Consider the following 20,974-nt stretch of genomic DNA (forward strand, 5'->3'; position numbering starts at 1 on the left):
ACGACAATTTCGATGTCCGGCGGACGTCAATTACCTTGTCCTGCTGCATGTGGCTCGGTCAGTCGTAGCGTAAGAGTGTCGCTCGACGTTTTGCGGCTCGAACGGCGGCTCGAACAGCCCGATCGGTTTTGATTAGAGCGGATTGCCGGGCATCTGAATCGGGGATTCCCATGGACGGGCAGTTGTGATTCAAGATTTGGACTGGTTGAAGGAGGGTAAGCGTCGTCTGGCGACTGCGGCGTGAATGGGTTGCCGGCGCCGCTCACCCCTGCTCTGGAATGGTGATGTTCCAAGGCAGGAGATCGGCGATGCGGTTGATCGGGTGATCCGCGATGCAGCCGAGCACATGGCGTAGGTAGGCCTGTGGATCGAGGCTGTTGAGCTTGGCAGATTCCACGATGGTGTAGATCGCCGCGGCGCGCTCCCCGCCAGCATCGGAACCGGCGAACATCCAGTTGCCCTCTGTGCCAACGTCGAGTGAGACAGCCGCCTGCTGAAATGATCGGTAGAGGGCGCTGTTGAGGACCTGATGAGCACACCGACACTCCCCCCCTGTTTCCACCCCTGTGTCCACTCCCGACCCGGAGGTGAGCGAGCGCCCGCAGCGCCGCACCTTCAGCGTCGCCGACAAGCTGCGCGTGCTGGAGGAAATCGACTGGGCCCGCCCGAAGGAGATTGGCGCCATCCTGCGCCGTGAGGGGCTGTATTCCTCGAATGTCACCCGTTGGCGCCGCCAACGCGATGCCGGACAGTTGCGCGGCCTCGCCCCGGCCAAGCCGGGGCCGAAGACCCCGGCAGCCAATCCGCTCAAGACCGATCTGGAGCGCCTGGAGCGGGACAACGCGCGTCTGCGTGATCAGCTCTCCCGCGCCGAGGCGGTCATTGAACTTCAAAAAAAAGTGGCGCAATTGCTGGAGACCTTGCCCGCCTCAGTGGACCGCGGCGAGCGCAAGTGATGTGCATATTTCGGCGGAAAGCACCCAGTAGGAACGGCGGAAAGCGCCCGGGCAGAACGGTGAAAGCGCCCAGCCGTTTCGGTGAATTCGCCCACCCGTAGGGGTGGTGGTGTCGGGGTCCGAACCAGCCTTTGGCATCCCTATGATTCTTCCACGGCACAGGCCAAGGAGGATCGGGATGCCCCGAACGAGGTCGGACATGCGGCGGATCAGAGAAGTCCTTCGTCTGCGGGATGAGTTTGGCGCCAGCCAACGGCAGATTGCCGATGCCTGCCGGCTGCCGCGCAGCACCGTGCGCGATTACCTGGAGCGGTTGCGGGCCTCCGGGCTGCGGTACGCGGATGTGCTGGGCTGGACGGACGTCGAGTTGGAGGAGCGGCTGTTCCCGCCTCCGGTCACGTCGGCGCGCCCGGTACCCGACTGGCGGCACATCAGCCGTGAACTCAGCCGCCGTGGCGTAACGCTGCGGCTGCTGTGGGAGGAATACCTGGAGGTCCATCCCGGCGGCTATCGCTACACCCAATTCGTCCAGCATTTCCGGGCATGGCAGGGTGCCCATGCCGAGCCGCGTCTGCGCCGGGAGCATCGGCCGGGGGCGGCGATCGAGGTCGATTACGCCGGGATGACGCTGAGCGTCGGGCTCGGCGCCGAGGCGCGGCAGGCCCAGGTGTTTGTCGCCTGTCTGCCGTATTCGGGCTACGTCTATGCCGAGGCGACCTGGACCCAGCAGGCGGAGGAGTGGCTGGCCTCCCACGTCCGGCTGTTCGAACATCTGGGCGGCGTGCCGGGCAAGCTGGTGCCGGATAATCTCAAGGTCGGCGTCAGCCACGCCTCCTTCTACGATCCGGCGATCAACCCGGCTTATCACGATCTCGCCCGGCACTACCGCACCGCCGTCCTGCCAGCACGGGTGAGGCGCCCACGCGATAAGCCCAGCGCCGAGAACGGTGTGCAGCAGGTCGAGCGGCGGGTGCTGGCTCCGTTGCGCGATACGCTCTTCGCCACGTTGGACGCCGCCAACGCAGCCTTGCGCGACAAGCTGGCCGCCCTCAACGCCGCTCCCTTGAGCCGCAGGCCACAGGACACGCGCGCCGGCCTGTTCGCCACCGAGGAGAAGCCGACCCTGCGCCCCTTGCCGCCGGAACGTTTTGTGCCCGGCACCTGGGCTCGCCACAAGGTGCCGCCCGACTATCATCTCGCCCTCGACGGCGGCGTCTACTCGGTGCCCCACACGCTGATCGGCAAGATGGTCGACGTGCACAGCACCGCCGGCGTCATCAGCGTCTTCCTGCGCGGCAAGCGGATGGCCTGCCATGTCCGGCGGCAGGATGGCGCCACCGTGACGCTGGACGCCCATCGCCCCGCCAACCACCGGGCCGTCGCCCGCTTCACCCCCGACGCCATCCAGGCCGACTTGGCCGCCATCGGCCCGGCCGCCGCGTTGCTGTTCGCGCGCATCCTGGCCGGCGCCGATCATCCCGAACAGGCGGTGCGGGCCGGGATCGGCCTGATCCGCCTGGCCGCCACCCATGGCACCGACCGGCTGGAGCAAGCCTGCCAGGCGGCCCTGGAGGCCAATGTCGGATCCTACCGCTACGTCCAGCGCTGGTTGGCGGCGCCCCCCGCCACGGCGGCGGACACGGCCGGTGCCGGCGAGCACGCCAATCTGCGCGGCCCTTCCTACTATCACTGATGGAGACACGATGATGAAGCACGTCAACCACGAGCGGTTGCGCCAGTTGCGTCTGTACGGCATGGCCAAGGGGCTGGAGGCGTTGGAGCGTCTGCCCGACCGCGGTCAACTGGCTTTCGACGAGCAGTTGGGCACCTTGATCGAACGCGAGGCGGCGGAGCGGGCCAACACCGCGCTCGCCAGCCGGCTGAAACGCGCCCGGCTGCGCCAGACTGCCTGCCTGGAGGACCTCGACCTGCGCACCCCGCGTGGGCTCGATCGCGGTGTTGTGCGCGAGCTGGCCACCGGGCGTTGGGTGAAGGAGAACCGGCCGGTTCTGATCACCGGCCCGACCGGGATCGGCAAGACCTGGCTGGCCTGTGCACTCGGCAACCAGGCGGCGCGGGAAGGCCACAGCGTACTCTACACCCGGCTGACCCGCCTGCTGGACGATCTGGCCACCGCCCGCCTGGACGGTTCGCTCGCCCGGCTGCTGCGACGGATCGCCCGGCTCGACCTGCTGATCCTGGATGACTGGGCGATGACCGAGCTGACCGCGGCTCAGCGTCTGGACCTGATGGAGGTGATCGACGACCGCCACGACCGGGCCGCAACCATGCTGGCCACCCAAGTTCCCGTGGCCAATTGGCATCGGCTCATCGGCGACCCAACTGTTTCATAATGCCTTCCTCCTGGACGGGGTGGTGCGTCGAACCAGAGTACGGAGTTCCGGAATGCGCTCCTCCTCGAGCATAATCTGCCAGGGCAGGCCCTTGGCGAGCTGATGCCCGGACAGACGGCCACACTTCAGCCACTTCAAGATCGTCTGGGCCGTTACTCCGAGCGCTTTGGCTGCGCCCTGGATTGAGTAGCTGCCATCCGGCCACCGGACCGGATTGGCCTCAGCTCCGTTGATCTTCACCGTCGCGATGCCCCACCGCTTGCGCAGCAGGAAAACGAGCCCATGGTCGAACGTCGTTCCACGGCTCGACAGGAACCCTTCTGCATTCAAGGTCTCGGCGATTTCTCCGTCCATCTTACCCGCGGCGTTCAAAGCGCGCACGCGGCCTTCCAACCCCTCGATCCCGGCATAGCAGTCGTAGGAGTGCACGGTCCGCCGCAGATCATGTTCGCTGACTGCCCCGGTTTGCCACACGAGGCGGATCAATACCCGGCCGGGAACCTGTTTCTGGTCGAGGATGGCTTCCTGGATGATCAAGCGCACGATGCGCTTGCGGTCCGCAGCCGTGGTCGTCTGCGCGTGCCATACGGCCGAGAGGTTCGCCCCGACCGCCAGGATCTCGGTGCGTTCGGCATCGCTCAGGGCCAAGGGTTGCTCCCGGCACCAGTGCTCGTACTCCGTCTCTACCTGCTCGATGGCGCGCAGCCGCTCCTCCCAGGCCCGTTCCAAGGACCGGGCGACCAGCCGGTTTTCCGGTTCGACTGCGTCGTACTGTCGACGAGCACGCTCCGCCTCGTACCGGGACCGTTCACGCCGGAGGGCCCATTGCCGCTCCAATAGACGGGCTTCCTCGTCAAGGGTGCTCAGCGCAGCGATGGCCAGGGCCACCCGGTCGGGCGTGAGCGCTTCCAACACAAGACGTTCGATTTCGGCATCGACCGCCAGGGCGCGGACTTCCTGACACATTGGAGCCCCACTCTGATGTTTGTCGGCGCCGCAGCGATACACCGGATACTCGCCGTGGGGGCCGGAGTATCCCAGACCCATCCGACGCCCACACCGTCCGCACACGGCGATCCCTTGCAGCAGAGCCATGCCCTTACGAGGCACGCCCCGGTGTCCAGCGCTGTAGCGGTTGATGTTGTCCGACAGCCGTTTCTGGTTGGCCATGAACTCCTCCCAACCGATGTAGCCGGGGTGAGCCTCCAACAGGCACACCGGCCATGCGTCCGGCGGCCGCGTCACCGTTCCACTGCGCGGCACTCCGGCCCGACGACGGCCCGGGTCCTGGAAGTGGCGGCCGTAAACGTAGGCGCCGGCGTAAGACGGGTTCTTCAGGATGTTGAGCACCCGGCTGCTGTCTGCTGGCTGCCACACCACCGCGTGCGGTGCGGGGCCCCGCAACGGGCGTACTGGCACCAACAATCCGGCGCGCTGCAGCGCCCGCATAACCGCATGGGCGCTTCCCAGATCACGGAAGAGATGAAACACCAGGTTCAGGCGCGCCTGAACCTCCTCGTCGGGATTGAGGACAATCATGCCGCCGCGGTCCTCGGCCAATCCGGCTGGCAGCGGCTGGCGCAACTCCCCACGTTCCGCCTTCTGGCGTTCACCCTGGTGGAGCCGGATTTTGATCTGGTGCAGTTCCGCCTCGCTCATGATGCCGGACAGGCCCAGCAGCAGCCGGTCGTGGTAGGCGGCCGGGTCGAACAGCCGTTCGCCATCGGCGATCAGCACGCCGAAGAGGCCGCACAGTTCGATGAGCTGGTACCAGTCACGGTTGTTGCGGGCCAAGCGAGAGGCGTCCAGGCTGAGCACGAGGCCGGCATGACCAAGGCCGATCTCGGCGATCAGCTTCTGAAAGCCTTGCCGACCGTCGCTGCTTGCGCCGGAACAGCCGAGATCCTCATCGATGACCTGGACCCGCTCCCGTGGCCAACCGAGATGAAGGGCACGGTCGACCAACCGGTACTGCAGCTCAGTGCTCTCTTGGTGCTGGCGGATCTGCCCGACTGACGACTGCCGCACATAAATGAAGGCCAGCTTGGCACGATGCGCCGTGGTGACCAGATCCTCATGGGGACGCGTCGCGGTCAGCATGATGCACCCTTGGAACGCTGGGAGTATCCGGCCTGTGCATCCGAGCCATCATGCTGGCGTACACCGCGGCGATTGTCCGGCGCGTGTCCGGTGGCAGTGCCGACCACAGCGTCGTGGGTGTCGCCGGTGGCTTCGGCGGCAGATGGGCTTGGGTCCGGGGCGCCGAAGCGATGTGACTCATCGGCGACCTCCTCTCTCGAAACCTTCAACAGCGCCCGCAGGCATTCGGCCAAGGGCAGCAGCGTCCGCACGGTGATGCGTGCATCAACCCGATCGGCCGGCATGCGCTCCACCGCTTCCAAGACCGAGACAAGATCGGTAGCCGCCCGGCGAACGTGTCGGTGTCGCCCGTCGGGGAGAACGACAGTTACCCAGTCCGGACCGCGGGGCGACGGTTCCGCTACGACTTCAAAGCGTTGGCCGTAAAGGGAATGTCGCCGATCCACGATCGTGACCTCAGTCACCAGCCGATCAACAACTGTGGCAACCTGCGATGATTGGGGATGCCACCTACGCCGACGCCATCCTCGACCGCCTCGTGCACCGGGCCTACCGCATCGACCTGCATGGCGACTCCATGCGCCGCACCAAGGCCGATGCCGCCAGCGAAACCCCTGACACCTAAGGCCGGTGCTTGGCAACCAAACCCACAACCTTCATAACGTAAATCCAGGCTTCGGCCCCGGCACCCACCAGCTTGCAATTCGGGTGGGCGGTTTCGCCGAAACGGTGGGCGCTTTCAACCGAAACGCCTGGGCGAATTCGCCGAAATACGCATGATGGATGCCATTGAACAGGCGGCTCCAGGGGTGGATGTTTCTACCGCCTGCCGGGCGCTTGGCGTGCCGCGCGCCAGCTTCTATCGTTATCGCGACCGGCAGCGCCGGGTCGGTCCACCACGCCCTCCCAGTCGTCGGCCCCCTCCACCACGCGCGCTGAGCGGCGGTGAGCGCGATCGCGTGCTTGATCTGCTGCATGGCGACCGCTTCGTCGATGCCGCCCCGGCCCAGGTCTACGCCACCCTGCTCGATGAAGGGCAGTACCTGTGCTCGGTGCGCACCATGTACCGCCTGCTCGCCGCCAACGATGAAGTGCGTGAGCGCCGCCAACAATGCCGGCACCCGACCTACAGCAAGCCCGAACTGCTCGCCACCGGCCCCAACCAGGTGTGGAGCTGGGACATCACCAAGCTGAAGGGCCCGGTCAAGGGCACCTGGTTGTGCCTCTACGTCATCCTCGACATCTACAGCCGCGCCGTGGTGGGCTGGACGGTGGGCTACCGGGAAAGCGCGGCACTGGCCGAGCGGCTGATCCGACAGACGGTGCGCAAGCAGGGCATCCCCCGTGACCGGCTGACGCTGCACGCCGACCGCGGGGCGGCAATGAAGGCCAAGGCTGTGATCGAGCTGCTGGCTGATCTCGGCGTGACACGCAGCCACAGCCGGCCACAGCAATCCAACGACAACCCGTTCTCCGAGGCGCAGTTCAAGACGCTCAAGTACCATCACACCTTCCCGGACCGCTTCGGCTCGATCCAGGATGCCCGGGCGTTCTGCCGCGCCTTCTTCGGCTGGTACAACACCGAACATCGACATTCCGGGCTGGCGCTGATGACCCCGCACCAGGTGCACTATGGCGACACCGCTGCGATCTGCGCCGCGCGTCAGGCGGTGCTCGATGAGGGGCATCGCCGCCATCCCGAGCGTTTCGTCCGCAAGCCGCCTGAAGCGCCGGCACCGCCAGCCGCCGTGTGGATCAACCCGCCGGCCGAGCCAAAGGCGAGCTGATGCTCAGTCCTGTCATCCCGGTGTTCGGCTGGAGATCGGCCATCCCGCCGTCCCGGCCTGCCATCCATCACGCCGGCGTGCGAGGGGGCGGGCAAGGCCCTTCTCGAGGGACCCGCCCTGAGGGGCGGGACGGAAGGGCCTTGCGCGACCTGAGCCCGCCGGCATCCTGCAAGCAGACGGACGCGGCGACCAGCTTGCTGGTGCAGTCAATCACACAAGTGTCCCGAGCTTGAACTCAAATCCCAGCTGTCTCATTCGCGTTGACATGTACCGAGTCGCGCAGTCCGATAGACATGATGGTCCAAGGCTGCTCGACGAGGGCATTCCAGGCAAAGCAGCAGTGGTCGAGAATGTCCTGGTAGGACGCGAAGACGTGGTTGGAGAGCCAGTTGTCGCGCATGAACTGCCAGATGTTCTCCACAGGGTTCAACTCGGGGGACTTCGGTGGCAACGGCAGCAGGGTGATGTTGTTGGGGATCGGCAGCTTGGCCGAAGTGTGCCAACCTGCCTGGTCGAGCAGCACAACGGCATGCGCGCCGGGCGCCACAGCGCGGGCGATCTCCTTCAGATGCAGCGCCATCGCCTCGCTCGTGCAGCGGGGCAGCACCAGAGCCGCCCCCTTGCCCTGGGCCGGGCAGATCGCGCCGAACAGATAGGCCGAGCGCGTGCGTTGATCGTGCGGCGCTGCCGGCCGGGTGCCACGGCGCGCCCAGCGGCGGGTGATCTTGTTCTTTTGACCGATGCGGGCCTCGTCCTGCCACCAGATCTCTATGGGCTTGCCGGCAGCCTCCTGCGCTGCGACCTGCGCCAGCAGGGTGGGGAAGTTTTTTTGAACGCCTCGGCGGCGTCGGGATCCTTGGCATGATGGCGGGGACGGGCCGACAGCTTGCGAAAACCCAGGGCGCGCAGCTCTCGGCTCAGCGTCTGCTTCGAAACCGAGACGCGAAACTCGTCCCAGAGCCACTGCAACAGGTCGATGATCCGCCAGCGCACCACCCCATGCACCGCCGGGATCGGCCCCTCCTCGACGATCTGGCGCAGCGCCACCCGATGATGCTCCGCCAGACGTGGCTGCGGGCCCGGTGCCTTGCCGGTCAACAGGCCCGCCGCTCCCGCGTCGTTGAAGCGCAGCACCCAGTGGCGCACCGTCTGCAAGCTGACCCCACCGATTTCCGCCGCGGTCGATCACGGTTCTCCGTCATAGATCGCTGCCAGGGCGAGGAGCCGGCGGACTTGGCCGGGATCGTGAGAAGAACGAGCAAGCCGCCGCAGGACGGCGGCATCGTAATCGCTGCGCAGCGGGACCGGAGCGGCCATGGCGAACCTCGTCGCTGTGGTCCCTCCGGTGAATCATACCGGTGAGCGGAGCCGCTGACTCACTGAGAGGGATTCCCAAGGCCGGCAATCCGTGATTCGATACCCCATCGCGATGGGGAGGAGCGAATGCCAGCGGCGTTGCCGATCCGGGAAGACCTGAGCGCGAGCGAATTGCGTGCCTTGGCGCGGCGGGAGAACAAAGGGCGGGTGGCGGCCCGGATGTTCGCCATCGCCCATGCGCTCGACGGGGTGAGCCGGGCGGAAGCGGCGCGGTTGGTCGGCATGGACCGCCAAGCCCTGCGCGATGCGGTGGTGCGTTACAACGCCGAAGGCGTCGCCGGGCTCTATGATCGTCCACTGCCCGGCCGGCCGGAATGGCTGAGCGAGGGCGAACAGGCGACGCTCAAGGCCATCATCCTGGCCGGCCCCGATCCGAGACGGCACGGCTGCGTGGAATGGACCCTGCCGATCCTGTGCGAGGTGATCGCCGAACGCTTCGCCAAGACGCTGCATCCGGCCAGTCTGTCGCGCATCGTGCGTCGGCTGAACCTGTCGAAGCAGAAGACGCGGCCCCGCCATCCGCAGTCCAACGCCAAGGCCCAGGCCGCCTTCCAAAAAAGGGGCTGCGCGAAGCGCTGAAGGCCGCGGCCGCTGCGCATCCGGAGCGTCGCCTCCAACTCTGGTTCCAGATGCTATGAGGCGGGGCTCCGTGGATGATGGATCATAGGAGTGTCCCTCATGTGCAAGGAGCCAGCGATGCCGCTTACCAGCCCCGTTGTCGACAGCACGATCTACCTGGCGCTCGAACTCAGCCGCTCCACTTGGCTCGCCGCCATGCGCTTGCCGGGGGCCACCAAGAGTGTTCTGCATCGCATAGCGGCCGGCGACACGGCGGCGCTGCTCGCGTTCATCACGACCCAGCGCGCACGTGTGGAAGCGCGCCTGGGCGCCTCGGTCGCCGTCGTCTCCTGCTTCGAGGCGGGGCGTGACGGCTTCTGGCTGCACCGACTTCTGCTCGACAATGATGTGAACAACCATGTCGTTGAGCCGACTAGCATTTTGGTCAATCGCCGTGCTCGGCGGGCCAAGACGGATCGGCTCGACGCGGAGGGGCTGCTGCGGGTGCTGGCGGCTTATCACCGAGGCGATCATCAGGTGTGCAGTGTGCTCCACGTTCCAAGCCCGGCGGAGGAGGATGCCAAGCGCCCGCACCGAGAGCGCGAACACCTGGTCCAGGAACGGGTCCGGATCGAGAACCGCATCGCGGCGCTTCTGGCCACCCAAGGCATTCAGAAGCGGCCATCGTTGCGCTCCTGGACGGACGATCTCGCCGCCTTACGGACGGGGGACGGGCGGGAACTGCCGCCGCATCTGCGCGCGGAACTCGATCGTCTGCGACGGCGGCTCATCCTCACCATGGAGTTGATCCGGGAGATCGAAGCCGAACGGACAACGGCCCTTGCGGCCTCGCCATCCGACCCGATCCAGCGGAAGATGGCGGCCCTCGCCCGCATCCGCGGGATCGGTGACAACTTCGCCACGGTGCTTACGCGTGAGGTCTTCTACCGCGGCTTCGGCAACCGCCGCCAACTCGCCAGCTACGTCGGCATCGCCCCGATGCCGCACCAAAGTGGAGCCATGGACCGGGATCGGCGGATCGGGCGAGCCGGAAACCCTCGAGCCCGGACAACCCTCATCCAGCTAGCGTGGTTGTGGCTCCGCTACCAGCCGGGGAGCAGGCTGGCGGAATGGTTCCGCAACCGTGTTGGCGATCTCGCCGGACGGACACGGCGGATCGCCATCGTCGCTATGGCGCGCAAGCTTCTGGTCGCGCTCTGGCGCTACGTCGAGACCGGAGTGGTGCCGGAGGGCGTCGAACTCAGGGGATAGCACATTGCCACCGGGCGACATCGACCGGCGGCGATAAGGGAGCGCGACCGTCTTCGTCATTGGCGACCGAGAGTTGCCGCGTTTCAGGTGGGTCGCGTCTCACCGGGGCCACGCCTCGTGCATGAGGCATTCTGGTGCGGGACCGCGGCGCGGGCCCGACCGCATGTAAGGTGATGCAGCCGCGGCTGCGTGATTGATCCGCCCCGGACTTTTGCCATAGCACGACCAGGCCAGTTCATTGGCCAGCGACAGGGAGGAAGGGAATGCGCAAGCCCCGTTGACAGCCGAACCCTCATGTAAGGACGAAGCGCGCATCGGCCAGAAGGGCCGCACCGCGCACCGCTGGTGGGAGCGCGGGCAGCGTCCGGCCGGGCTGTGCGACAAGCGCTTCACCTCGGCCTATCTCTACGCCGCTGTCTGCCCGGCCAGCGGCGCCGACTTCACGCTGGTCATGCCGACCGTCTCCACCACCGCCATGAGCCTGTTCCTGGATGGCTTCTCCCGCAGCCTGGAACCGGACGTCCAGGCGGTGCTCGTGCTCGACCAGGCCGGCTGGCATGGAGCGCGGGCGCTCGTCGTGCCGGGCAACATCACGCTTGTACCGCTGCCGCCCTATAGCCCCGAACTGAACCCGGTCGAGCGCGTCTGGCTGTACCTGCGCGAGCGCTTTCTGTCCCACCGGCTCCTGGACGACTACGGCGCCGTCGTCCAGGCCTGCTGTGATGCCTGGAACGCCCTCACCGCCACACCGGAGCGACTGCGCTCCCTCACAAGTTACCCGTGGCTCCCATGTGTCAATGCTTAGGCGCGGCGGTATAAGTCGGACTTCGACGGCAGGGATGGGGGGAGATTGGCGCTCACAGTATCCTCGTTGGGGGCCGCTCCTTGGCGCCCCGTTGGGGGATGGAAAGGGTGTCGCGTAAAGCCCGATGTCGGCCCCGTGCGGATACCGATTTATCCGGCCAGGGATTCCGATTTGGATCCGGTCACCTGTTCCGATTTGATCCCGGCCACCTGTACCGATCGGAAGTCGGCCAGGTGGGTGACGTCGCTTCAACAGGTCACGTGCTTCATCCCATGACGGGACATTTCTGGTCAAGGTTGTGCCGTTCGCAGCGGTCGTCCCCACTTTCCACGGGAGGGGCCCAGGGGCGCCGCGGAGTGCCCTCCTCAGCTAACGCAGCGGCGCCCCTGGGAGGGGCCTGTGGGAAGTGGGGGCGAGCGCCGGGCGCCTGCGGGATCAGTCGAAGTCCTTCGGCTGCTGGGTTTTCCTCATCGACTCGCCCGTGAGGTCGATGCGATACGCCGCGTGAACGATGCGATCCAATATGGCGTCGCCCAAGGTGGGGCACCCGATGACCTGATGCCAGCGGTCCGTGGGGATTTGGCTGGTGATCAGAAGCGAGCCGCGCCCATGGCGGTCCTCCACGATCTCCAGCAAGTCACGCCGGTGATCCGCCGTCAGGGTCTCCGGCCCCCAGTCGTCGAGGATCAGCAGGTCGGCGCGTGCCAAGCTGGCCAGCAGCTTGGCGTAGCGCCCATCGCCCCGAGCCAGATCGAGGGCGGCGAAGAGCCGGGGAACGCGGTGGTAGAGAACCGAGAAGTCCTCCCGGCAGGCTTTGTGCCCAAGCGCGCAGGCCAGCCAGCTTTTGCCGATGCCCGTCGGCCCACACAGGATCAGATGGCGGTGGTCGCGGATCCACTGGCAGGAGGTCAGCTTCAGGAACAGCGCCCGATCGAGGCCGCGTCCGGCCCGGTACGACGTCCTCCACGGCCGCCTCCTGGCGCAGCTTGGCGCGCTTGGCCCGCGCCTCGAAGCGCTTCTGACGCCGCTGGGTGAGTTCGTGATCGAGCAGCAAACCCAGCCACTCCGCATGTGACAGGGCCGTGGCGGCCGGGTCGGCCTCCAGCGCCTTGAAGCCCTTGACGCAGCCGTGCAGGCCAAGGGCATGGAGGGTGTCCAGGGTGGGATGGTTCAGCATGCCTGATGTCCTCAATGGAAGTAGCCGCCGCCGCGGATGTTGGCGTGCAGCAGGGGCGGAGCATCGGCGGCTTGGCGCCGAGGCTTGCGGTCGAGGTTGTTGTCCAGGATCGAGCCAAGGCTCGTGGCGGACAGCGCGCCGATCTCGACGGCCCGAGCACAGGCCGCCTCGGCGCGGACGGGATCGACACCGCGCAGGCGCTTGAGGATGCCCAGGCAGGAGCGGAAGCCCTGTTCGGGGTGGCGGCGGCTGGCCAGCACAGCCAGGATCAGCGCCTCGGTGTTGGGGCCGATGGCGGCGGCATCCCGCCGGAACCGCGCCTCGCTCCACCCGGCGTAGAACCGGTGGTTGCTCGGCATGTGATCGGGGTGGGTGGCGTGGCGGGCGCCGCCAAAACGCCGGACGTGGACGGCTACCCGCTGGCCAGCATGGAACACCTCCACCGTGTTGGCGGTGACGCGGGCTTCGATCTCCTGGCGGATCAGGGCGTGAGGCACCGAGTAGAGAAAGCCGCAGACCTCGACATGGTAGTCGAGATTGACGCGCGCCCGCTTCCACTCGGCATATTCGTACGGCGTCTCGGGCAGCGCCGTCATCGCCGGAAGCTCGATTTGAAGGAAGAGGTCACGCCGGGTGACGCCGAGCTTGCGCATGACGCGGGTGTTGATCTGCTCCACGGCCTCGGTGACGGCCTTCTGACACTCCGCCAACGAGAAGAAGGGGACGTTACGCAGGCGCCCGAGGATGTAGGACTGGGCCAGGCGAACGCCGCCCTCGACCTTGGCCTTGTCGCGCGGCTTGCGCGGGCGTGCCGGGAGAATGCCGACACGATAATGCTCGGCCATCCGGGCGTAGGTCGGGTTCGCCTCGGGATCGTAGAAGGAGGCGCGCTGGATCCCGGCCTTCAGGTTATCGGGCACCACGAGCCGGGGCACCTTGCCGAAGAAGGTGAACATGCGGACATGCGCGCCGATCCAGTCCGGCAGGCTCTGGCTCCAGGTCGGCTCGGCGTAGGTGTAGTTGGAGGCGCCCAGCACCGCGACGAACAACTCCGCCGTCCGCACCTCGCCCGAGATCGGGTCGATGATGGGAATGGTCTTGCCAGAGTAATCCACGAAGACCCGGTCGCCCGCGACATGATGCTGGCGCATGGTCGGCGCCAGTTTGCGTTCGAACTCGCGGTACAGGTCACAGAACCGGCTGTAGCCGTAGCCGTCGGGGTGGGCTTGGCGATACTCCTCCCAGAGCATGAGGAGATGGCCCCCCGGCCGCTTGAGTTCGCGGGCGACACTCGGCCAATCGGGTTCAACGCGCCGCCGGATCCCGGTCTGGGTGTCGGGGCGCCCGAACAGACGCTCCTCCAGCACGGCGTCGGTGAGATCCTCAGGCAAGGGCCAGTCCAGTCCGGCGCCGGTGATCCGGGCCATGTAGTCCTGGATGGTGCTGCGCGCGACACCGAGTTGAAGGGCGATCGCCCGGTCGCTCAGCTTCCTGGAGTCGTGCTTGAGCCTCAGCAGTTCTCGGATTTGCCTCATCGTCAGCCTCTTCTTTCGCATCGTGCCTTCGTTCCTGCTTGGGACGGAAAGAGCGATGCATCGGTTGATGCTGACCTGTTGGGCAAGCTGTCATCCCAGCCCCTACCCCTCCACAACCAGAGGAGTGGCCGGATCCCAATTGGAACCGGTGGCCGGAAGCCGATCGGAACGGGTGGCCGACTTGATGTCGGAATCAGTGGCCGGGATCAAATCGGAATGGATGGCCGGATGATGTCGGAATTCGCAGCCCCGTGAGACGTCACCGTCCGGGCTTTCCGCCGTCGTCCTGAATGGCGTTCGGATCAATACGCAGGACCCGGCAGGCCAATCGGCGTAGAGCGCTCTTCGGCGACCGATGCGCAGGCTCGTTGAACATCCCGCAGGAGTAGGACCCGTTCGCGTTCTCGCGAATCACGCCAACGCACGCGCGGCCATAGATGATGTGCCAGGAGCGATCTTCCTCTTCGACCATGCGGAAGGCCTGCGCACGCATGATCTGTTGGGACAGTTCGTGCCCTCGCGGCATCCGGCTCCGACGCGTGTGGTTGGCCTGGATCTCGATGTCCTTGTCGGCCGCCCGAAAGCGATCCCGATAGGACGGGTGGTGATGCTCGCCACGCATGGCGTCGTCCTTCTGGCGCAGGGGAGGGGAGGGGAGGGGAGGGGAAGGGACGGCAAGACATGCTCACCGTCCAGACTGCCCAACCGGGAAAAGCTACTCGATGGCCCGCACGCAGGTGTCCACGCACGGCAGATCATGTTCACGCGCGGCGTTGATGAGGCAGCCGAGATCAATGATCTCGGCCATTATGCTGCCTCCCGCTCGAAGCCATCCGTTGCATCGGAGAACAGTGCCCAGGTGGATGTGATGTCGCCACCATCGGGTCCGGTCACGTAGACCGAAACCCCATCATCGGCACGCTTAACGGTCACGGTCAGACGGTCAGCCTGAACTTGGACAGCAGCATCGGGCTCGTTCAGCACGCAATGCCGCCGGGCTTCGTCGTCCACCGGCCCGCGCTTGCCCAGCGTGGCACCGATCATGTCGCGAAATCCGTCCAATAGCTCCCACACCGCCGCAGTGTCCGTGTACTGGACCGCACCGCAGAGATCCGAAAAGGCAGCGATTCGGCCTTCCATTAACAACAGCAGATCCCGCATAGCCGGTGCTTGGGCGAACGTCGTAGCCAAAGCTCTGGGGGACAGGCCGAGGGCCTTCATCACGGTGGCATGGCCGCCCTGCGGCACATAGGCGAAGAGGTTGCCGGGATGGCCTCCCTCCTTGAACATGGCCTCCGACACGTCGCCGACGGCAAGACATGTGGCTTCCGAAGTCGGGTCACCCGCGATAAGGCCGATCGTGGTCATGTGATGAGCGTGCAGCGTCTTCATCGTTCTCTCCCGCTCAAGCAGCCAGCAAGATCGCCTGGGCGCCGACATCGGACGCGGCGGGCGACGGGGCATCGGTAAGCGGCGGCAGACCTTCCTCGACCAACCGAAGTTCCGCCAGCAGCGCCTCGAAGCGCCCTTCGGCAATTGCCTGCTCAATGTCCCGGTAGGCGGCGGTCACCTTGCCGCGCTGGTTCGCCTTGTGGGCGATGATCTTGGCCCCGTCGAATAGGATCGCTTGCCCATCCGCCTCATACTTGGCGTCGGACGTGCGCTTGTAGGCAACGCCGTGCGAGCGCAGGAACGCCTCCAGCGTTTGGAACTCGCCGTTCGCCGCTTCATCGTCACAAAGGCGGAGCGTCTCGCCCAAACGGATCGCCTCGTCAATCAGAGTGAGGACTTCCTCCTGCAGAAGCGGTCCCTCTCCATATTCGAGCCCGACACCCTGCTCGGCGATAATACCAGCAAGAGACGCGCGAAGAGAAAGAGGGAGCGGGCCACCGATCGTAATGGCCGCTGGCATGTAATCAGACATGATGCACCTCTTGAGTGAACCCACCGGGTGGGGAGGCCGATGGGACAGCGCTGCAATCAGCGCCGAACGAGGCAACAATATATGCGCTCTGTACGAGTTTCAAGAATATTTGAACGAGTGGAAGCGGAATTTCCCGTGAGTTCCATGAAGGATGCTATGATGATTTTGTGCGCACATAAATTTTACTTGGCGTCTCAGTGAGACAATGGAGATGGTTCTGTCTTGATGCACGGTCTGCGCGCGGTCACGAAACAAGCCTCCTGCAATGATCAAGACCAAGCTCTTGAACATTGTCGTTCCAGGCTCGCACGCGAAAGACGACCGAAAGCGTTGTCTTTCGCAAGCGCGCGTTACCAACGCCTCTTGGTACGTTGAACAATTCGCTCTGATCGCGTCCGCTGGCGTCGGGAATCGACACCGGTTGGCAAGAGCGTGTTCCAGCCGAGGCGATCGTGATCCCTGCCGACATCCAGACCATGAAGACGAACACAAGCGACGGCCGTGGCTGCTCCCCGTATCGCACGCATCGGGGGCCCTCTCGACTGGAAGGAACGGCAGACCGATGAGGCGCACCCTTCTAAGCCCCAGCGAGCGCTTGGCCCTCACCCACCTGCGGATCGGCCACCGGGTGGAGGTGGCGTGCGCCCGCATCGCCGGTTTCGTTGGCCGCCGGCACGAAGGCGCTGCGCCGACGCACGTCGTCGCTAGGATAAGCGAGATAATCGGCGGGGACATCGCCACGTCGCGGATCCCGGAGAGCCATCCGGGAACCTGTGCGATGTTCTACAGCCGCCAACCTGAAGCCCTTTGCGCCGTGTTCCCGACCTATAGCGAAGCGCTAGTTGCTGCTCGGATGGCGATTGACCCAGCGATCGGTGGCTATGGCGATGTGGTCCTAGACGCGGGGATCACAGCGACGGCGAACGCCACATTCTTCGTATCAGCCGCGCACTGGCTGGACTGACATACTGAGGAGGATATGACGTGACCAATCCCATCCTGCCGCCCCCCTTTCACATCAAGGCACCCGTTGTTCGGATCAAGAGCGGTCCCGATTGGGTCGATGTACGCCTTGACGATGATGGTCGCCTCTTTCTGGTTGCATACAACCTTGGTCCGGACGCCGCCCCCGACGAGGCCCGGATGTTCGCGGATGAAATGCGTCACGGACCCAAGGGAATAATGGCCGGGCTGGACGACGCCGGACCATGGGTGGATGAGCACGGCCACCCTATTCCTGGACAAGCCTGCGATTAGGCTGAAGCAACGAAGCATCGGCGGGCGTGGCTCGTCGACTTCCGCCAGTGGCAGAACGCCGGCACCGGAGTCTTCCCTTTGCCCCGCCCCTGCTTCCGGCATAGACTCCCTAGCTATGCCCCTCCTGGCCTTCTCCACCGACGGCGCTCGCTTCCCTGCCTGGTCCATGACCGAGGCGGAGTGGGATGCGCTGAAAGTCACGTATCGGGACCTGGGCCTGACGGCGAGCTGCTGCTCCACCCCTGTCGTACCAGTGGTCAGCTCGCGCGGCTGGAGGTTTTTTCGTCACGCTCCCGGTACCAACTGCGAACACCGAGAGTCACCTGAGCATATAGTCGCGAAGACGCTGGCCGCACGCGCAGCTGAAGGGCTCGGCTTGACCGTGACGACGGAAGCACGCGGACCTGATGGCCGCTGGCGGGCTGATGTCCTGGTACGACACCCGACACGAGGGTGGGGGGGCGCTATCGAGATCCAGATGTCTCGCTGTGCCTTGGACGAGATCCAGCGCCGGCAAGCAGCCTACGCGGCCGACGGCGTGCGTGGCGCGTGGTTGATCGGCTTCAGCCTGCCCGACTACGAGCCCCATCGTGATCTGCCGCTATTCCAACTGGTTCCGCTGCGCGACGGCGTCCTGGCGCCATGGATTGATCCGGGCGATGGCCGGCAGACCCCCATCAGCGACTTCGTGACGTTGTTGCTGAGCCGTCGGGTGCATCTGCACGAGCCCGCCGCGCACACCCTATCGCTGTCAGCGGTTGCCTCCCCATCAAACTGCTGGAAGTGCTTTCAGAACCAGATGCTGCTGGTGAGCTTTGTGAACGCGCCATTTGGTATGTTTGCCCCCAAGGGATGGCTCCTGGCAAAGGACTTGGCAAAGGTGCCGGAAATCTATGCTGCCTATCGGCGGGCCGTGCCGATGCTGCTGCGGACCGTTCCAGACCTGTCAGTGCTACGGCCGCCAAGGCACGCGGAGGCAAAGCCCGAGCTCCAGGGCTACTGTCCGGCGTGCGACGCGCCGCAATCCCTCCACCGATTGAGCCAGGCTCTGCTGGACCCCGCGCGTCAGCGTTGCTGGTCGTTGTCGGACGGCCGGGAATGGTCCCTGCAGGAGCGGGTTCGGCCGCGGTGGGAATGGCAGAGCGAACCGGAGCCGAAATAGCTGCGGACAGACGCTGGAAGCTGCCCGTGGTGTCCGGCTGCGTACTACCAGCCTCTGTTTCCGTGTCGCAGTCGGACGATGGGGCTGGTGTCGAAGCTGGGGTCGCGACACTGCCCGGCCACTTGCCTTCGGCCACCAGCCGGGCCTTCATCTCGTCAAATCGAGCGATCTCTGCGGCGCGCTCGGCCCGCCGGCGCTCATCCAGAGCGGCGCGCTCTGCAGTCGTCAAACGCCTTGGTGCGGCAATCAGCGACGGCATCTCCAGACAGCGACGCAGCCGGTCGCGCTGCTGACGGGCCTGTACGACCAGCCGTTCGCACATCGCACGGATCTCGCCAGGGTAGGGCGCGCGTCGATTATCAGGGGTGCGACGCCATATGCGGCACGCTTCCTCCACGGCCCACAGGGGATACTCCTCAATGTCCTCGCCCCACTGCCCGGCGATATCTTCCTCCATCTCCAGAGCCCGGTCAGGCTGCCGATAGTAGGAAAGCAGCACGGCAACGGCGCGCATGGCGCGGGCATTGGTCTCCCAATCCTGAGGACGCAGGTATTCGTCGAACGCCGCCATAGCTTCTTCAGCGGCTGCGCGCTCGGCCGCCGGAACCGGGCTGGCTCGCCAAGCCTTCTCAGCGGTCCCGAGAAATTCGATCCGGTGCTGGGCTGCGTCCTTCGGATTTGCCGGTTCAGCTGACGTGAGTGAAACCTGCTCGGCGCGCAAGAGCCGCTCTAGCCCAGGCGTCAAAGCGGGCTTGGCCGGCAGCCGCTGGAATGGCACCACCTCGCCTCGCCGCTGGCCGGCCGGTGTCGTGGACGGACGCGGGGCGGAAGGGAGCTTGATTGGCGGAACGGTCATGGCGCTTGATTTCCTTCCTGATCCAGCAGCGGAAGATGGACGAGGGGTCGGGCAGGGGCTGGCCACGGTAGTGGCCGACGAACTTCCGGGCGACGATTGCCACGTCGTCCGAGGTCAGATCGGGACGGGTTGTGGAGGCAAACGACAGGTCGTCTTGCGATGGCGCCCAGCCGTCGTCGATTGGAGACGGAGGCGTTGCACCGGCCGGGTTCCCAGTGCCGTCGCGGTCAACCCCGGTACCTCCCTCCGGCGCGCTCGCGCGCCCAAGAGAGAGAGATTCTTGATGGAGATGTTCGGGGTGTTCTGTGTCGCCGTCGGCAACAGTGGTTGGCACCTCGTCGACAGCATGGTGCAGGCTGCCCAAAAAGCCGTTCAGCAGGACCTCGTGCCCCGCGAGCTGGTAGGTGCAGACCCGGACCTTCGGATTGGGATGCTGGCCCTTTGCAACCAACCCCAAGCTAACGAGTTTCGCCAGCACGCTGTTCGCCGTCGATCGGTTGATCTTGAGCTTGGTTGCGATCGTCGTCTGCGACGGCCAGGACAGTCCGGTGCGGTCCGCATGGATGGACAGGACCGTCAGGACACCAAGCTCAAGAACCCCAACATCAGGATGGTCGAGGTAACGTGCGGGCACAAGCCCCACCCTCTGCTTGGAAGCGTGTTCCATGCAGTTGCTCCAATTTTATAAAAGTGCGGCAATAGACCATCGTTCCCAAAGTCTCTAAACTTGGGTGGATGGCATCGCCGAGCTTCGAGTTCTGTCTGATACGAAAGGCCCCGCATGGGAGCCCGGCATTACACTGTGACGTTCATGGCGACTTCTTCCTTTCGGACTAAACGGCAATGCTACGATTCACACAGATCGACGTGAGACGGATCCGCCATTATGGCCTCCAATCCGTCACCGTGACGTTGAAGGGGGCATAACGGCTGAGTGCGGCTCGCCATGATGCTCCACGGTCCGTCACCGTGACGCCGCGTGGAGCGTGATGGCGGGAATCTGGCCCCACCAGTATGCTCCACACCGCGTCACCCCCAGCGACTCACACGGAATCGCGGCTGCTGTCCGAGTGGGAGCGAGTAATCCCGCCATTATACCCCATGCTACGTCACCCAGGGCCAGGAGCCACCCGCTCGCTTCCGGAGCCCCGATTGTGGGCGGGGAGCGGGCGCTAGCCTCAGATCCGCATCGTGGTGACGCATAAGAGGCTATGATGGCGGCGCGCCGGACAATCCTGCCTCACGCGACGCCGGGGTGACGAAGTGGGGGCCATAATGGCGGCACGTTCGGCCGCCGTGCGGCAGATCGCGATGTGAATGACTGATTGGAGGCCATAGCGGCGCAGCGGACCAATCCTGGACTTCTCGGCTCCTTCTGGGGCCGTTGCCGCCTTCGGGCGGAGCAGTAGCCAGACACTGCGCGCCGGTTCGGCAAGCCCAACTCTTCCTAAAACCTCCATCACGGTGGCTGGAGAACCCAGCCCGCAACATATTAGGCACCGTTTTGCAAGCGCCGCGACACCCGAGAAAGACGTCGATTTTCGGTGTTTTTACCCCGTATCGCTTAGCGTGTGTCGTGTGTATCGTCTCGGCCACGAAATTCAGCTTTAGAAAGCCGAGCGACGTTCCAATGGAACGTGGTCTACACTGAGGAGGTTTGCTGGGGTCAGGCAGATCGAAGCGCCAACCTGAGGGATGGCAGTAAGGACCGGTGATCAGTCACTAAGCCATCATGGCCTCCAACACGTCACCATGACGTCGTCGGGTCTATAATGGCGTGGCGCCATTGCTGGATATACCTTCATAGCCTTCAACACGTCACTGTGACAAAGCGGAGGCTATGTTGGCGCGACT

At 65.3% G+C, this 20,974-nt stretch carries 15 protein-coding genes and 6 pseudogenes; 11 read left to right on the forward strand and 10 right to left on the reverse strand.

Annotation, left to right across the window (positions count from 1 at the left end; genetic code table 11):
- Positions 1-262: 262 nt before the first annotated feature.
- Positions 263-457, reverse strand: a pseudogene (locus FZ983_RS24125) (transposase domain-containing protein); the annotation flags it as partial.
- Positions 458-587: 130 nt separating this feature from the next.
- Between FZ983_RS24125 and FZ983_RS24130 the strand changes: the two are divergent.
- The 3 genes and pseudogenes from FZ983_RS24130 to istB (FZ983_RS24145) all read left to right on the forward strand — a co-directional run.
- Complete coding sequence (locus FZ983_RS24130) at positions 588-956, forward strand: hypothetical protein (RefSeq protein ID WP_149226176.1); 369 nt, start codon at positions 588-590, stop codon at positions 954-956.
- A gap of 178 nt (positions 957-1,134) precedes the next feature.
- Entirely contained in the window at positions 1,135-2,649 is a 1,515-nt protein-coding gene (gene istA / locus FZ983_RS24140; RefSeq protein ID WP_149226178.1) for an IS21 family transposase, read from the forward strand.
- 10 nt (positions 2,650-2,659) lie between these two features.
- A pseudogene (istB, locus tag FZ983_RS24145) lies at positions 2,660-3,295 on the forward strand (IS21-like element ISAzs2 family helper ATPase IstB); the annotation flags it as partial.
- Between the two features lie 9 nt (positions 3,296-3,304).
- Here the strand turns inward: istB (FZ983_RS24145) and FZ983_RS24150 are convergent.
- Both FZ983_RS24150 and FZ983_RS24155 read right to left on the reverse strand, forming a co-directional pair.
- Positions 3,305-5,410, reverse strand: a complete 2,106-nt coding sequence (locus tag FZ983_RS24150; RefSeq protein ID WP_149226180.1) for a recombinase family protein — start codon at positions 5,408-5,410, stop codon at positions 3,305-3,307.
- On the reverse strand, positions 5,404-5,694 hold the full coding sequence (locus FZ983_RS24155; protein ID WP_149226182.1) for a hypothetical protein: 291 nt from the start codon (positions 5,692-5,694) through the stop codon (positions 5,404-5,406). The genes FZ983_RS24150 and FZ983_RS24155 overlap by 7 nt, the downstream gene beginning before the upstream one ends.
- Positions 5,695-5,903: 209 nt before the next feature.
- On the opposite strand from FZ983_RS24155, the pseudogene FZ983_RS24160 reads away from it, so the two are divergent.
- Positions 5,904-6,035: pseudogene (locus FZ983_RS24160) on the forward strand (ATP-binding protein); the annotation flags it as partial.
- 190 nt (positions 6,036-6,225) lie between these two features.
- Positions 6,226-7,197, forward strand: a pseudogene (locus FZ983_RS24165) (IS3 family transposase); the annotation flags it as partial.
- A 235-nt stretch (positions 7,198-7,432) separates the two neighbouring features.
- Here FZ983_RS24165 and FZ983_RS24170 read toward each other — a convergent pair.
- A pseudogene (locus FZ983_RS24170) lies at positions 7,433-8,514 on the reverse strand (IS630 family transposase).
- A 126-nt stretch (positions 8,515-8,640) separates the two neighbouring features.
- Between FZ983_RS24170 and FZ983_RS24175 the strand changes: the two are divergent.
- From FZ983_RS24175 to FZ983_RS24185, 3 genes are all read left to right on the forward strand, one after another.
- A complete protein-coding gene (locus FZ983_RS24175; RefSeq protein ID WP_149226185.1) occupies positions 8,641-9,153 on the forward strand; it encodes a winged helix-turn-helix domain-containing protein in 513 nt (170 codons plus the stop codon).
- A gap of 117 nt (positions 9,154-9,270) precedes the next feature.
- Positions 9,271-10,404 (forward strand): IS110 family transposase, encoded by a 1,134-nt coding sequence (locus FZ983_RS24180; RefSeq protein ID WP_149226187.1) that lies wholly within the window; start codon positions 9,271-9,273, stop codon positions 10,402-10,404.
- A gap of 277 nt (positions 10,405-10,681) precedes the next feature.
- Positions 10,682-11,209: an IS630 family transposase gene (locus FZ983_RS24185; protein WP_188092487.1), complete on the forward strand. Its 528-nt coding sequence runs from the start codon at positions 10,682-10,684 to the stop codon at positions 11,207-11,209.
- Positions 11,210-11,644: 435 nt separating this feature from the next.
- On the opposite strand, the pseudogene istB (FZ983_RS24190) reads toward FZ983_RS24185, so the two are convergent.
- The 5 genes and pseudogenes from istB (FZ983_RS24190) to FZ983_RS24210 all read right to left on the reverse strand — a co-directional run bounded on the left by istB (FZ983_RS24190) (position 11,645) and on the right by FZ983_RS24210 (position 15,845).
- Positions 11,645-12,386: pseudogene (gene istB / locus FZ983_RS24190) on the reverse strand (IS21-like element helper ATPase IstB).
- An 11-nt stretch (positions 12,387-12,397) separates the two neighbouring features.
- A complete protein-coding gene (gene istA / locus FZ983_RS24195; RefSeq protein WP_149226192.1) occupies positions 12,398-13,921 on the reverse strand; it encodes an IS21 family transposase in 1,524 nt (507 codons plus the stop codon).
- A 259-nt stretch (positions 13,922-14,180) separates the two neighbouring features.
- A complete protein-coding gene (locus tag FZ983_RS24200) occupies positions 14,181-14,543 on the reverse strand; it encodes a hypothetical protein (protein WP_149226194.1) in 363 nt (120 codons plus the stop codon).
- A gap of 185 nt (positions 14,544-14,728) precedes the next feature.
- Positions 14,729-15,313 carry a hypothetical protein gene (locus tag FZ983_RS24205; RefSeq protein WP_149226196.1) on the reverse strand — a complete coding sequence of 195 codons (585 nt, stop codon included), beginning with the start codon at positions 15,311-15,313 and terminating at the stop codon, positions 14,729-14,731.
- A gap of 13 nt (positions 15,314-15,326) precedes the next feature.
- Positions 15,327-15,845, reverse strand: a complete 519-nt coding sequence (locus FZ983_RS24210) for a hypothetical protein (RefSeq protein WP_149226198.1) — start codon at positions 15,843-15,845, stop codon at positions 15,327-15,329.
- Between the two features lie 562 nt (positions 15,846-16,407).
- On the opposite strand from FZ983_RS24210, the gene FZ983_RS24215 reads away from it, so the two are divergent.
- The 3 genes from FZ983_RS24215 (at position 16,408) to FZ983_RS24225 (ending at position 18,264) form a co-directional block, all read left to right on the forward strand.
- Complete coding sequence (locus tag FZ983_RS24215; RefSeq protein WP_149226200.1) at positions 16,408-16,809, forward strand: hypothetical protein; 402 nt, start codon at positions 16,408-16,410, stop codon at positions 16,807-16,809.
- A gap of 20 nt (positions 16,810-16,829) precedes the next feature.
- Positions 16,830-17,102, forward strand: coding sequence for a hypothetical protein (locus FZ983_RS24220; RefSeq protein WP_149226202.1), 273 nt, complete (start codon positions 16,830-16,832; stop codon positions 17,100-17,102).
- 166 nt (positions 17,103-17,268) lie between these two features.
- Entirely contained in the window at positions 17,269-18,264 is a 996-nt protein-coding gene (locus FZ983_RS24225) for a competence protein CoiA family protein (protein WP_247883956.1), read from the forward strand.
- 686 nt (positions 18,265-18,950) lie between these two features.
- Here FZ983_RS24225 and FZ983_RS24230 read toward each other — a convergent pair.
- Positions 18,951-19,787 (reverse strand): helix-turn-helix domain-containing protein, encoded by an 837-nt coding sequence (locus tag FZ983_RS24230; protein ID WP_149226206.1) that lies wholly within the window; start codon positions 19,785-19,787, stop codon positions 18,951-18,953.
- Positions 19,788-20,974: the final 1,187 nt, after the last annotated feature.

The sequence above is a fragment of the Azospirillum sp. B21 genome, assembly GCF_008364825.1.
GTDB lineage: Bacteria > Pseudomonadota > Alphaproteobacteria > Azospirillales > Azospirillaceae > Azospirillum.